The sequence below is a fragment of the Deltaproteobacteria bacterium genome (assembly GCA_016875225.1).
Taxonomy (GTDB): domain Bacteria; phylum Myxococcota_A; class UBA9160; order SZUA-336; family SZUA-336; genus VGRW01.
In genome coordinates, this window is the sequence record VGRW01000006.1 from 24,796 (window position 1) to 37,443 (window position 12,648).

9 protein-coding genes are annotated in these 12,648 nt (G+C 70.4%); 4 read left to right on the forward strand and 5 right to left on the reverse strand.

The window, feature by feature from the left end; genetic code table 11:
• Positions 1-20 precede the first annotated feature (20 nt).
• Positions 21-1,154, forward strand: a complete 1,134-nt coding sequence (locus tag FJ108_02995; protein MBM4334865.1) for an acyl-CoA dehydrogenase — start codon at positions 21-23, stop codon at positions 1,152-1,154.
• Positions 392-3,598, forward strand: coding sequence for a CoA transferase (locus tag FJ108_03000; protein ID MBM4334866.1), 3,207 nt, complete (start codon positions 392-394; stop codon positions 3,596-3,598). Before FJ108_02995 ends, FJ108_03000 begins: the two co-directional genes overlap by 763 nt.
• A gap of 29 nt (positions 3,599-3,627) precedes the next feature.
• Here FJ108_03000 and FJ108_03005 read toward each other — a convergent pair whose 3' ends face one another.
• Positions 3,628-4,425, reverse strand: coding sequence for an SDR family oxidoreductase (locus FJ108_03005; protein ID MBM4334867.1), 798 nt, complete (start codon positions 4,423-4,425; stop codon positions 3,628-3,630).
• A 570-nt stretch (positions 4,426-4,995) separates the two neighbouring features.
• Here FJ108_03005 and FJ108_03010 point away from each other — a divergent pair.
• The gene (locus tag FJ108_03010; GenBank protein ID MBM4334868.1) at positions 4,996-5,325 is read left to right on the forward strand and encodes a winged helix-turn-helix transcriptional regulator; all 330 of its coding nucleotides are present in this window, start codon (positions 4,996-4,998) and stop codon (positions 5,323-5,325) included.
• A 473-nt stretch (positions 5,326-5,798) separates the two neighbouring features.
• Here the strand turns inward: FJ108_03010 and FJ108_03015 are convergent, their stop codons facing one another.
• Positions 5,799-7,133, reverse strand: a complete 1,335-nt coding sequence (locus FJ108_03015) for a hypothetical protein (protein ID MBM4334869.1) — start codon at positions 7,131-7,133, stop codon at positions 5,799-5,801.
• Positions 7,134-7,417: 284 nt separating this feature from the next.
• On the reverse strand, positions 7,418-9,046 hold the full coding sequence (locus tag FJ108_03020; protein ID MBM4334870.1) for a fatty acid--CoA ligase family protein: 1,629 nt from the start codon (positions 9,044-9,046) through the stop codon (positions 7,418-7,420).
• Between the two features lie 24 nt (positions 9,047-9,070).
• Between FJ108_03020 and FJ108_03025 the strand changes: the two genes are divergently transcribed.
• The gene (locus FJ108_03025; protein MBM4334871.1) at positions 9,071-10,363 is read left to right on the forward strand and encodes an MFS transporter; all 1,293 of its coding nucleotides are present in this window, start codon (positions 9,071-9,073) and stop codon (positions 10,361-10,363) included.
• A gap of 5 nt (positions 10,364-10,368) precedes the next feature.
• Here the strand turns inward: FJ108_03025 and FJ108_03030 are convergent, their stop codons facing one another.
• Positions 10,369-12,171, reverse strand: a complete 1,803-nt coding sequence (locus FJ108_03030) for a long-chain-acyl-CoA synthetase (GenBank protein MBM4334872.1) — start codon at positions 12,169-12,171, stop codon at positions 10,369-10,371.
• The gene (locus FJ108_03035; GenBank protein ID MBM4334873.1) at positions 12,168-12,635 is read right to left on the reverse strand and encodes a MaoC family dehydratase; all 468 of its coding nucleotides are present in this window, start codon (positions 12,633-12,635) and stop codon (positions 12,168-12,170) included. Before FJ108_03035 ends, FJ108_03030 begins: the two co-directional genes overlap by 4 nt.
• Between the last annotated feature and the right edge of the window lie 13 nt (positions 12,636-12,648).

Consider the following 12,648-nt stretch of genomic DNA (forward strand, 5'->3'; position numbering starts at 1 on the left):
GGGGCGAAGAGGGAGTGGCGATGGATCTCGACTGGAGCGAAGAGCAGCAGATGCTTCGGGAGATGGTGCGCGGCGTCTGTCGCCACCACTCTCCGATCGCCGTGGTTCGCGCCTTGGAGGACGATCCGATCGGCTACCCGGCGGAGCTCTGGAAGAAGATGGGCGAGCTCGGGCTGATCGGGCTGCAGATCCCCGAATCATTTGGCGGCGGCGGGCAGACGCTGCTCGAGAGCGCGGTCGTCTTCGAGGAGCTCGGCCGCGCGCTCGCGCCCGTGCCGCTGCTCGGCAGCGCCGTGCTCGGCGCGGGCGCGCTGCTGCGCGCGGGCGACGAGGCGCAGAAGCAGAGCCTGCTGCCGGGCCTGGCCTCGGGCGCGAGCATCGTCGCACCCGCATGGCTCGAGCCCGAGCGCGGCTTCGGACCGGACGGCGTGCAGCTCGAGGGGGCGCGCGTGGGCGACGAGTACAGGCTGCGCGGCACCAAGCTGCACGTGCCGTTCGCGCGCGCGGCCACGCAGCTTCTGGTCCTCGCGCGCACGGGCCCGGCGCGAGACGCGATCGACCTCTTCCTGGTCGATCCGTCGCAATCCGGTGTCGGGCTCGCGCAGCAGCACAGCCTGGCCTCGGACACCCAGTACCGCGTCGAGCTCGACGGCGTGCGCGTGCCCGCGTCTTCGCGCGTCGGTGCGCCCGGCTCGGGCTGGGCGACCTGGAATCGAGTCATGCTCGACGCGATCGTGCTGCTCGCCGCGCAGGCGATGGGCGGTGCCGAGCGCGCGCTCGAGATCACCGCCGAGTACGCCAAGGAGCGCAAGCAGTTCGACAAGCCGCTCGGCGCGTTCCAGGCGATCGCGCACTACCTGGCCGACGCCGTGACCCGGATCGACGGTGGCAAGGCTCTGGTGTACGAGGCGGCCTGGGCGATCGCGACCGGACGGCCGAGCGAGCGGCTCGCGCCGATGGCGAAGCTCTTCGCCTGCCAGACCTACCGCGACGTGACCGCGACCATGGTGCAGATCTGGGGCGGCGTCGGATTCATCGCGGAGTACGACATCCAGCTCTACTTCCGCCGCGCGAAGCAGCTGCAGCTCTCGTACTGGGACACGCGCTACCTCGAAGAACTCGTCGCGGCGTCCGCGCTGGACGGGGGACGGTGACGGTCGCGAAGTCGAGCGGCGCCCTGCACGGCAGGCGCGTGCTCGACCTCGCGGACGCGAGCGGGGCGTACTGCGGCAAGCTTCTCGCCGACCTGGGCGCCGACGTGATCAAGGTCGAGCCGCCCGACGGCGATCCCTCGCGGCGGCACCCGCCGTTCCGCGCTCGCGTCGCCCATCCCGACGCGAGCCTGTTCTTCCTGTACATGAACACGAGCAAGCGCGGCGTCGTGCTCGACCTCGCGGAGGCGCGCGATCGCGAGCGCCTGCTCGAGCTCGCGCGCGGCTCGGATCTCCTGATCGAGGCCTTCCCGCCCGGGCAACTCGACGCGCTCGGCCTCGGCTACGCTGCCCTGTGTCGCGCGAATCCGAGGCTCGTGCTCACCTCGATCACGGGCTTCGGCCAGACGGGGCCGCGCCGCGGCTGGAAGTCCTCGGACCTGGTCGCGACCGCGCTCGGCGGCGCGGCCGGCGTGATCGGCGAGGCCGAGGACCCGCCGGTGCGGCTCGCCGGCGAGCAGGCGCACGTGTCGGCGTCGCTGGTCGCCGCGGCGAGCAGCCTGATCGCGCTCCACCAGCGCGACCGGACCGGGCAGGGCCGGCACGTCGACGTCTCGATCCAGGAGGCGGTGCTCTCGCTCAGTCACATCACCGGGGTCGGCAAGTACCTCGACGACGGAATCGTGCCGCGCAGGCGCGGCGCGGGGCTGTTCGCATCGGTCCCGTCCGGCACGTATCGGTGTCGCGACGGGCTCGTCTACCTGATGATCAACCGCCCCGCGCACTGGCAGGCGCTGGCGCGCTGGGTCCACGAGGTGACCGGCAACGAGGAGGTGCTCGCGCCGATCTTCGACGGGCCGTCGTCCAATCGCATCGAGTACCGCGAGCTGCTCGACCTGTTCATCGCCGAGCTGACCGAGCGCTTCACGGTGCAGGAGGTCTACCGCGAGGGTCAGCGCCGCCACATCGCGTTCACTCCGGTGAACGGCGCCGCGGCGCTGATCGAAGACCCGCAGCTCGAAGCGCGCGGATTCTTCGCCGAGCTCGCGCACCCCGTGGCGGGGGCGATGCGCATGCCCGGCGCTCCGTACCGGCTCTCGCGCACGCCCTGGCGGATGACTCGGCCGGCGCCGCGTCCGGGCGAGCACCAGACCGAGATCCTCGGCGGCGAGCCGCCGCTGCGTGCGCGCACGTACGCCGCTGCCGCGGAATCGGGCGCGGAGCTCGAGGGCCTGCGCGTGCTCGAGTTCAGCTCCGCGATGGCCGGGCCGTGGATCGGCCGCTTCATGGCGCACTGCGGGGCCGAGGTGATCCGCGTCGAGTCGCGAAAGCGCCCCGACGTGGTGCGCCTGTACGTTCCGCCGCGCGCGCCCGAGCTCGGCACCCAGCCGCAGCTCTCGCCGTGGTTCACCGACTGGAACGCGGGCAAGCGCTTCGTCGCGCTCGATCTCGCGAATCCGCTCGGCGCAGAGCTGGCCCGACGACTGGCCGCCGCCTGCGGCGTGGTGATCGAGAACCAGCGCGCCGGCGTGATGGAGAAGCTGGGACTCGGCTACCGCGAGCTCGCACGCGCCCGCCCCGACCTGGTCATGCTCTCGAGCTCGGGCTTCGGCGACACCGGCCCGTGTCGCAGCTACGTCACCTGGGGCCCGAACATCGAGGCGCTCTCCGGCCTCGCGGAGCTCTCCGGCTTTGCCGGCCGCTCCTGCACCATGACCCAGTACGCCTACCCCGACGGCCTCTCCGCGCTTCACGGCCTGGTCGCGCTGATGGCCGCGCTCGATCACCGCGCGCGAACGGGCGAGGGCCAGCACATCGACCTGTCTCAGCTCGAGGCGACCGTTGCCTCGATCGGCCACGCGCTGCTCGAGCAGCTCGCCGACGGAGTCACGCCCGCACGGCGCGGCAACCGCTCGACCTGGGCCGCCCCGCACGACTGCTATCCCTGCCGCGGCGAAGACCGGTGGTGCGCGATCGCGGTGACGAGCGACGCGGAGTGGGCCGCGCTCTGCCGCGCGATCGGCCGTCCCGACTGGGCCGCGGATTCGCGCCTGGCGCACGCGGCGGGCCGCCTCGCGCACGCCGACGAGCTCGACGCCGGCATCTCGGCCTGGACCCGCGAGCGCGACGACATTCAAGTGATGGATCTGCTGCAGCGCGCCGGAGTTCCCGCCGGCGCGGTGCAGGACACCCGCGACCAGCACGAGCGCGACCCCCACCTGGCCGCACGCGGATTCTTCGAGGAGCTCGAGCACTACAAGAAGGGAAGGGTGACCGCGACCGGAATCCCGCTCGGCCTGGGCCCGCGAACCCGCCCGCGTCTCCCCGCCGGCGCCGCCCTGGGCCAGGACAACACGTACGTGTTCCGCGAAATCCTCGGCCTGTCGGCCGACGAGTTCCGCGAGCACGTCGAGGCCGGCGCGATCGAGATGTCCGACGCCGAGTGACTCAGGCGCCGAGGAAGTCGGGCCGCTCGCTACGACCAGGTCGCGGTGGTGCCGCCATCGACCACGAGGATGGCGCCGTTGACGTAGCTCGCCTCCTCGGAGGCGAGGAACAGGCAGGCGCTCGCGATCTCGTCCGGCCGCGCGACGCGCCCGAGCGGCGAGACCATGAAGCGCGTGGCGTCGGCGAGGTGCGGGTCGCCGGCCGCGCTCAGTCGGTGGCGGATCATCTTGGTCTCGATGCTGCCCGGCGCGACACAGTTGGTGCGCACGCCCTTGGGACCGTAGGCGACCGCCATCGAGCGGGTCAGGTTCACCATTCCGCCCTTGGCGGCGCTGTAGGCATGGGCGTCGGCCATGCCCATGACGCCGCCGATGCTCGCGACGTTCACGACCGCCCCGCCGCCGGCCGCGAAAATGTGCGGCAGCGCGTGGCGGCACACGTTGTAGACCGAGCTCAGGTTGATGGCGATCACGTCCTGCCAGCTGGCGGGCGGCGTCGACGCGAGGTCGGCCATGGCGCCGGGGTGGGTGAGCTCGTAGTCGTAGCCGACGCCCGCGTTGTTGACGACGATGTCGAGCCCGCCGAGCCGCTCGACGATCGCGGCGACCAGGCGGCCGCAGTCCCCGTCGCTCGAGACGTCCGCCGCGACGGCCAGACCCTCGCCCCCCGCGGCGCGGACGGCCGCGATCGTCTCCTCGACCCGTGCCGCGTTCCTGCCACACGCGGCGACCCGCGCGCCCTCGCGCGCGAACATCTCGACCGCGGCCCGTCCCACTCCACTGCCGCCGCCCGTGACGAGGGCGACTTTTCCTGCAAGGCGTCGCATAGGGCGGCGGAGTATAGAGGAACGCGCCCCCCATCAGCGTCTTCGCGTTCGAGCGCTTCCAGCAGCTGCGACATTCAACCGGAATTCTCGGATCTCGGTCACCGCCGCTCGCGCGTCCGCTCCCGCAGGATGACGAAGGCCATGCCGACCTCGCCGGGGCGCTCGTCGGGGATGCCGATCACGGCGCCTGGCCGACGCCGGGCAGGCCGAGCGGCGCGCTCTCGATCGCGGCGGAGTAGTAGTTGAAGCCGCCGACGATGAACATGTCCTTGATCCGGTCGCTGATGCTCATGTAGCCGCGCCCGTCCATACTGCCGACGTCGCTAGCGTGGAGCCTTGTAGCCGCGCACCACGATCTCGCCGGGGGAGGCGCACGGGACCTTGGTGCCTGAATCCGGGGTGGTTCGACAAGGCGAGGGGCTTCTCTCGCGAGAAGCGGGTCGATTCACGAGGAAGGCAGGGCACGCCACGCTCCGACGAGCTGTGCGGGGGCGTCCGCACGCCTCGTTCCGTTCATCCACCTCAAATCAGGGCAAGATCAACCCGTATTGAGGTAGGTGCAGGATTCAGGTGCTCGAAGGTCTGGTCGGCAATGCGACGGTCGAGAAGGCGCTCCTGTATCTCGATCAGTTCGAGCAGGGATACCCGAGCGAGATCGCGCGCGCGTTCGACCTTCCCGTAGCAATGGTGCAGCGCCAGCTCGATCGGCTCGAGCGCGGCCGGATCGTGGTGAGCCGGTTGCGCGGGCGAACTCGTCTCTTCGAGTGGAATCCAGCATTCCCCTTTCGGGACGAGCTGCGCGCACTCCTACGAAAGGCCCTCCGGGCCCTGCCTGCGAGGGAGCGCAAGCGATTCCTGCCGGAGCGGCGTCGCCCGTGGCCGACGGGGAAGCGGATGTGAGCTCGATCGGCCCGAGGACCTCGACCGAGGACTTAGCAGGGCTGGTCTGCGGGACGCTGGAGAGACACGGTGTCGAGGTTGTGCTCTCGGGCGGGGCCGTCGTCTCGATCTAGTCGGAGAACGCTTACCCGTCGCACGATCTGGACTTCATTCCGGTGGGCCTGTCCGGCAAGGTCGCGGATGCGGTGAAGCTCTTCTGCACGAACTCGGCGTCTCGGCGTCGGGGTTCGCGGCCTGTGTGTACGAGAGAAGGGCCCAGCCTAATCGCCGCGGAGCGCACGCGGCTGATCGAGGCAGGCGCCTGCGGCGCGCCCGCATATCTGCTCGACTCCGAGGTCCTGCAGGGCCGCCAGCACCTGCCGCTGATCGCGCTGCTCCCGCGTCCGCAGATTTCGCGCGTGCGCTCCGAAGGGACTGATGTCGACACACGCGCCCCAGCAAAGCCCGCGCCGGGCCGACGCGCCGGTCGAGGTTCAATCCTCAGCGTGCTCCCCCTGCAACGTCGCAAGGGCGTCGCGCGATTCGAGCAACGCCTTCTGTGCATCGACAATCGCCTTCTCGGCTTCGATCTCGGCCGTCTCCTGACTCGAGTGGTCGATCTTGAGCTGGAACATCTCGGCGGGGACGGAGATCAGCTCCTTCGCGACGCGACCCGGAAACCGCGCCAGCTCAAGGAACTGACTTGGCTGCTCCGACTCGACGAACGTCAGCATGCCCTGGTCGAACTTCATCGATTGTTTGTTCGTCACCAGCCACGGGTCGGGTACCGGCAACAAGTCGATCGGGGCGCCGTTCGGGAGAGCGACGCGGGTCTCGTGAAGGAGTGAGCCGTCCGCTCTGAGGATCGAGAGTCCGTACGGAATCGGGCGGCGGTAGTAGAGACCGTCGGAGCTGTCGATGCGGCACCCCCCCAGCCACCTGACGATGGTTCCTCGCACGCCGCCGAAGCATTTCTGCTGAGGTGGCTCGAGCTCCTTCGAAGGACTAGCCGACAATTTGACATCGAGATCCACGCCCCAGGTGTCGAGCACCTGGTTCAGCGTCGCCAGATCCGAACGCTTGGGATCCGGGTCGAATATGTGCTCCTTGCGAAATGGCACGCAGGCGGGCTTCTTGTCGTCGGGCATTGTCTCCCGCGAGAGCGTCGCCAGGGTCGTTCCCGCCTTCGCAACGAGCGCCGCGGAGCGGACGACCTCCACGACGATGTCGGCGCTACGGTCGGTGAGGACGACGTCCGCACTGCTGAGCAGGCCCGCCGGTGTAGTGGCGATCGTCCACTTGTCGTCGCGTGATGCCGAATGCCCGAGCTGCGCGACGTAGCGAAGGCTTGGGTCTGGCTCAGGCGGGAGGACCGCGAGTGCGATCGCATCCGCGCAGTCAGTGCTCTTGTCCTCGGCCATCTTCTGTTCGAGCTGCTTGATCTCCAGCGCCTTGTTGTCGATCGCGGCCTTCTGGACCGTCAGCGCGGTCGACGCTTCCTCGACGCGGGCGTCGACCGCCTTGACCGCTTCCACGGCCCTCGGCCCAGGCGCGAGCTTGAGCCGCTCGCGCAGCTTCTGCAGATCGACAATAACCTTGTCGACCGTCTCCAAGGCCTTCTCTGCCGCTGTCTTCTCGGCCTTCAGGTTCGCGAGGTACTGCACCCGCTGGGTCTTGTCCGTGCGCGTGACCGTGAGCTTGAGGAGCTGCCGGGGCAGGAAGTAGGAGACTCCCGCTCCCGGTTCACCGGGCGACAGACGCGACTCGAGTGGCGTGGCACAGGACACCAGGCAGAGGCACAACAAGGACTTCGTTAGCTTCTGAGTCATCACTTCTCCTGAGTCGATACGGCGCCGACCTTAGTGCAATCGCCGTACCTTGAGCGGGAGCGGGTTTCACGGACTCCTGAGCTGCTCGGGGCACGAATGCGTCCAATGCGCCGGACGCGAGAATCCGGTCTATTGGACGGACGCGGTCACCGAACGCGCGGCTGAATCGCCGCGGATTCGCCGGAGGCTCGTCTAGACGAGTCCATGACGCCGTAGCCGAGTGTGGTTTCGCCTGCCGCATGGGTCTTCGGCTGACCTGAGTCGCGTGGGCGTCTCGGCTTGATTCACCGTCGCTCGCGCGCCCGCTCCCGCAGCACGAACTTCGTGACCTTGCCGGTGGCGTTCATGGGCAGCGAGTCGACGATCTCGACGTGGCGGGGGACTTTGAAGTTGGCCATCTGCTCGCGACACCAAGCGGTGACGGTGGCGGGGTCGAGGCTGGCGCCGGGGCGGGGGACGAGGAAGGCCATGCCGACCTCGCCCAGGCGCTCGTCGGGGATGCCGATCACGGCGGCCTGGGCGACGCCGGGCAGGCCGAGCAGCGCGTTCTCGATCTCGGCGGGGTAGCAGTTGAAGCCGCCGACGATGAACATGTCCTTGATGCGGTCGGTGATGCGCAGGTAGCCGCGCGCGTCCATCACGCCGACGTCGCCGGTGTGGAGCCAGCCGCCCGCGTCGATCGCGTCGCGCGTGGCGGCGGGGTCGTCCAGGTAGCCGAGCATCACGTTGTAGCCGCGCACCACGATCTCGCCGGGCTGGCCGCGCGGGACTTCCGCGCCGTCCTCGGCGACGCAACGCACTTCGACGTCCGGGATCGCGCGGCCCGACGTCGTGGCGATCGTCTCGGGGTCGTCTTCGGGGCGGCACATGCTGACCACGCCCGTGCTCTCGGTGAGTCCGTAGCCGGTGATCACCGTCTCGAAGCCGAGCTCGCGGCGCATGCGGTGGACGAGCTCGACCGGGATCACGGCGGCGCCGGTCACGGCCAGGCGCAGCGGCGACAGGTCGTAGCGGGACAGGTCGGGCGTGGCGAGGATCGACTGGTACAGGGTGGGCGGACCGGGCAGCACGCTGATCCGCTCGCGGGCGATCCGCTCCAGCACCGCGGGCGGGTCGAAGACGGCGTGCGGGATCACCGTGGCTCCGCGCATGAAGGCGGAGAGCCAGCCGGCCTTGTAGCCGAAGCCGTGGAAGAAGGGATTCACGACCAGATAGCGGTCCGAGTCACGCAGCCCGACGATCTCGCTCCAGGCCGCGAAGCAGCGCAGGTTCTGCGCGTGGGTCGTCATCACGCCCTTCGGCTTTCCGGTGGTGCCGGACGTGAAGAGGATGTCGGAGAGCGCGTCGGGCGGGACCGACTCCGCTCGGTGTCGGGCGTCGATCGCGGCGACGCGGTGGCCGCGCGCGAGGAACTCGGACCAGGCCTCGACGCCCGGCTCGATTGCTGCGCCGTCCGCGCCGCGCAGCACCGCGATCCGCTCGAGCTTCGGCAGGCCCGCGACCGGCCGACCCGCGGCGGCGCCGCCGAGCGCGCGCTGCAGAAGCTCGACGTAGTCGACGCCGAGGAAGCCCCGCACCGTGCAGAGGACGCGCGCGCCGCTCTTCTCGAGCACGTAGCCGGCCTCGAGTCCCTTGAGCCGGGTGTTCAGCGGGACGAGCACGGCCCCCGCGGCCTGCAGGCCCAGCGCCGCCGTGATCCACTCCCAGAGGTTGGGCGCCCAGATCGCGACGCGGTCGCCCGGGCCGATGCCCGCGGCCATGAAGGCGCGCGCGGCGTCTAGCATCGCCTCGGCGAGCGCTGCGTAGCCGAGCGCGACGGGGCCGTCCTCGATCGCGATCTTCCCGCCTCGGCGCGCGCCCGCGTCGAGGAGCAGGCGCGGGATCGTCTCGGCGAGCGGGTCGGTCGGGGTCATCGCGGCCATGATAATAGAGAGGCGATGCAGACGGATCGCGGCGCGAGCTCCCCGGCCTACCCGCGCTACGTGCTCGGCGTGCTCTGGCTGGTCTACGTGGCGAACTTCGTCGACCGGCAGGTGATCGCGATCCTGCTCGAGCCGATCAAGCGCGAGCTCGGCGCCTCCGACACCGCGATGGGCTTCCTGTCCGGGTTCGCGTTCGCGCTCTTCTACACGTTTGCGGGCATCCCCGTGGCGCGCTGGGCCGACCGCAGCTCGCGAACCGCGATCCTCGCCGCGGGCGTGGCGGTCTGGAGCCTGTTCACCGCCGCGTCGGGTCTGGCGCGGAGCTTCGCGGAGCTTGCGTTGGCGCGGGTGGGCGTGGGCATCGGCGAGGCCGCGGGCACGCCGCCCTCGCACTCGCTGATCTCGGCCTACTTCCCGCCGGGCTCGCGCGCGACGGCGCTGTCCATCTACGCCTCGGGCGTGTACGTCGGCTCGATGCTCGCGTATCTCGGCGGGAGCTGGGTGCTCACTCACTTCGACTGGCGCACGGTCTACCTGCTGGTCGGCCTGCCGGGAATCGCGCTCGCTCTCCTGGTGCGCTTCACGGTGCGCGAGCCGCCGCGCGCGGCGCCGAGCGGCGCGGTCACGGGGCAGGGGGCCGCGCCCGGGACGCTCGCGGTGATCCGCGAGCTGCTCTCGCGGCGCTCGTTCGTGTTCATCGTTCTCGCGGGCTCCTGCCAGTCACTCTCGGGCTACGCGACGCTGGCCTGGGGCCCCGCGTTCCTCGGCCGCGTGCACGGGCTCGCGCCGGTCGAGATCGGCGCGTGGCTCGGGCTCGTGATCGGCATCGGCGGGTCGCTCGGCGTGTTCCTCGGCGGGATGCTCGCCGACCGGCTCGGCGCGATCGATCCGCGCTGGGTGCCGCGGCTCTGCGCGCTGCAGTGTCTGTCCTCGTTCCCGTTCCTGCTCGGGTTCCTTCTGCTCGGAACGCCGCGAGCGGCGCTGCTCTGCTTCGCGCCGGCCTACACGCTGGCGGCGATGTACGTCGGCCCGATGCTCGCGATGGTGCAGGGGATCGCGCGGCCCGAGACCCGCGCGACCGCCTCGGCGCTGCACCTCTTCATCCTGAACATGGTGGGGCTGGGCGCGGGGCCGCTGCTGGTCGGGCTCGGGGACGACCGCGTCTTCGCGGCCTTCGGCTCCCACGCGATCCGCTACTCGCTGGTGAGCGCCGGGGTGATCGCGGCGCTCGGGAGCCTCGTCTTCCTGCTCGTGGCGCGCACGCTGCGCGCGGACCTCGCGGATGCGTCGGAGCCCGCGCGGCGCTAGCCGGCTCAGCCGGCGTCGCCCGCGAACGGGCGCAGCGACAGTCGCGCGAGGTTCTTCGCGTTCACGGGCACGTAGTCGCGCGCGGACGGGTCCCTGACGAAGAGCGGATCGCGGATGCGCTGCGGATCGTAGCCGTCGCGCTGCAGCTCGAACTTCTTCAGCTTGAAGGTCGAGGTGATGTCGGCGCTCGACGACAGGCGCACGAAGACCGGCGCGGCGTAGCTCGGCAAACGCTCCTCGGTGTAGGCGTAGAACGCGCGGCCGTCGAAAGCCGCGGGGTCGCGCAGCACCAGCGCCGCCATTCCCGCGCGGCCCTCCGTCCCGGGCACGCGCACGCCGAAAACGTTGGCGATCTCCAGGCCCGGGAACGCGCCCAGCGACTCCGCGACCTCCTGGGTCGAGACGTTCTCGCTCTTCCAGCGGAACGTGTCGCCGATCCGGTCCACGAAGTAGTAGTAGCCGTCCTCGTCGCAGCGCAGCAGGTCGCCGGAGCGGTAGCAGCGGTCGCCCTTGCGCAGCACGTCGACCAGGATCTTCGCATCGGTGGCTTCGCTCGACGTGTAGCCCTCGAAGCGGCCCGCGCCCGAGTCGGGAAGATCCGGAATCACGCCGATGAACTCGCCGATCTCCCCGGGGGCGCATAGCTGGTACAGCCCGTCCGAGCCGCGCGGGTGAACGCCGGTCTCGTCGTCGTAACGGATCAAGCGACCGTTGTGATAGTCGGGGAAGGGGATCCGCCCGCACGAGCCGACTTTGTTGTCGACGTTCAGAAGCGACGTGTTCGCCTCGGTCGAGCTCCAGCCCTCGAGGATCTGCTCGATGCCGAAGCGCTGCTGGAAGGCCGGCCAGATGTCGCGGCCGAGGCCCGCTCCCATCATCACGCGGATCTTGTGCGCGCGGTCGAGCGGGCTCTCGGGCTGGCTCAGCAGGTACCGGCAGATCTCTCCGATGTACTGGAACGCAGTGGTGCCGTAGCGAACGGCGTCGCTCCAGAACTGACTCGCGCTGAATCGGCGCCGCAGCGCGATGGCCCCGCCGTGGTGCAGCGCGCACGACACGACCACCATTCCCGCGGCTCCGTGGAAGAGCGGGAGCACGCAGGCGATCACCTCGTCGCGGCCGTACCCCGCGACGGCCGACATTCCGTCGCCCACGCCCAGAAACCGCATGTGGCTGAGCCGCGCCGCCTTCGGAAGCCCGGTCGTTCCGGAGGTGAAGATGTGGAACAGGTCGTCGCCCGCGACGAGACCCGCGCGCAGGCCCGGATCGGGATTCCGTTCGGACCCTCGCTCCAGCGCGTCCGAGAGACTCCACGCCCCGCGCGGTAGCTCCGCGGGGTGATCCGGGTCCAGATCGACCGCGACCACTCGATCGGCTCCCGAGACTCCCTCGAGCTTGTCGAGACACTCGCTGCCGACGATCAGGTGGCGCGCGCGCGCGGTGTCGAGCACGTGGGCGAGCGCGTCCCCGCGAAGCTGGGTGTTGATCAGCGCGGTCGTCACGCCGAGCTTCGCGAGCCCCGCCCAGGTCGAGATGAACTCCGGGCGGTTCTCCATCAAGAGCGAGACGACGTCCCCGCGGCGAAGGCCCAGCGATAGCGCGGCCGAGGCGACGCGATTCGCGCGCCGGTTCAGCTCGCCGTAGCTCACCCGCCGGTCCTCGAAGAGCACGAAGACCCGATCCGGATCCGCCGCCGCGCGCTCCTCGATCCGGTCCGCGACGGTGAACTTCTGGCTGGGCGTGTAGCGCAGCGTTCCGGCCGAGAGCACCGCGAGACGCTTCTGGGTCACCTCTCGGGGCACGCTCATGACGACTCCTCGGCGTAGTAGCGGCTGATCGTGTCGATCACGCAGCCTGGGCGGCTCCCGCCCTCGATCTCGACGGTGACCCGGATCGTCGCCTGCACGCCCCCCGCGACCGGCTCGGCGCGGAGCAGCTCCGCGCCGCCGCGCACCCGCGAGCCCACCGGAACCGGCGCGGGGAAACGCAGCCGGTCGGCGCCGTAGTTCACGCCCATCGAGGTGCCGCGCACCTCGACGATCTGCGGCAGGAACAGATTGACCAGGGACTGGGTCAGGTAGCCGTGGGCGATGCAGCGGCCGAACGGCCCGCTCGCCGCGCGCTCCGGATCGACGTGGATCCACTGCCGATCCCCGGTCGCCTCCGCGAAGCGGTCGATTCGGTCCTGCTCGATCTGGAGCCAGTCGCTGTAGCCCAGGTGGCGGCCCACCGCGCCGATCAGCTGGTTCGGTGACTCGAAGATGGTCGCCATTCCGAGGCTCTCG

Coding starts and splice junctions, on each gene's coding strand:
- FJ108_03025 (MBM4334871.1), top strand. CDS start 9,071: ATGCAGACGGATCGCGGCGCGAGCTCCCCGGCCTACCCGCGCTACGTG.
- FJ108_03005 (MBM4334867.1), bottom strand. CDS start 4,425: ATGCGACGCCTTGCAGGAAAAGTCGCCCTCGTCACGGGCGGCGGCAGT.
- FJ108_03015 (MBM4334869.1), bottom strand. CDS start 7,133: ATGACTCAGAAGCTAACGAAGTCCTTGTTGTGCCTCTGCCTGGTGTCC.
- FJ108_02995 (MBM4334865.1), top strand. CDS start 21: ATGGATCTCGACTGGAGCGAAGAGCAGCAGATGCTTCGGGAGATGGTG.
- FJ108_03035 (MBM4334873.1), bottom strand. CDS start 12,635: ATGGCGACCATCTTCGAGTCACCGAACCAGCTGATCGGCGCGGTGGGC.
- FJ108_03000 (MBM4334866.1), top strand. CDS start 392: ATGGCTCGAGCCCGAGCGCGGCTTCGGACCGGACGGCGTGCAGCTCGA.
- FJ108_03020 (MBM4334870.1), bottom strand. CDS start 9,046: ATGACCCCGACCGACCCGCTCGCCGAGACGATCCCGCGCCTGCTCCTC.
- FJ108_03030 (MBM4334872.1), bottom strand. CDS start 12,171: ATGAGCGTGCCCCGAGAGGTGACCCAGAAGCGTCTCGCGGTGCTCTCG.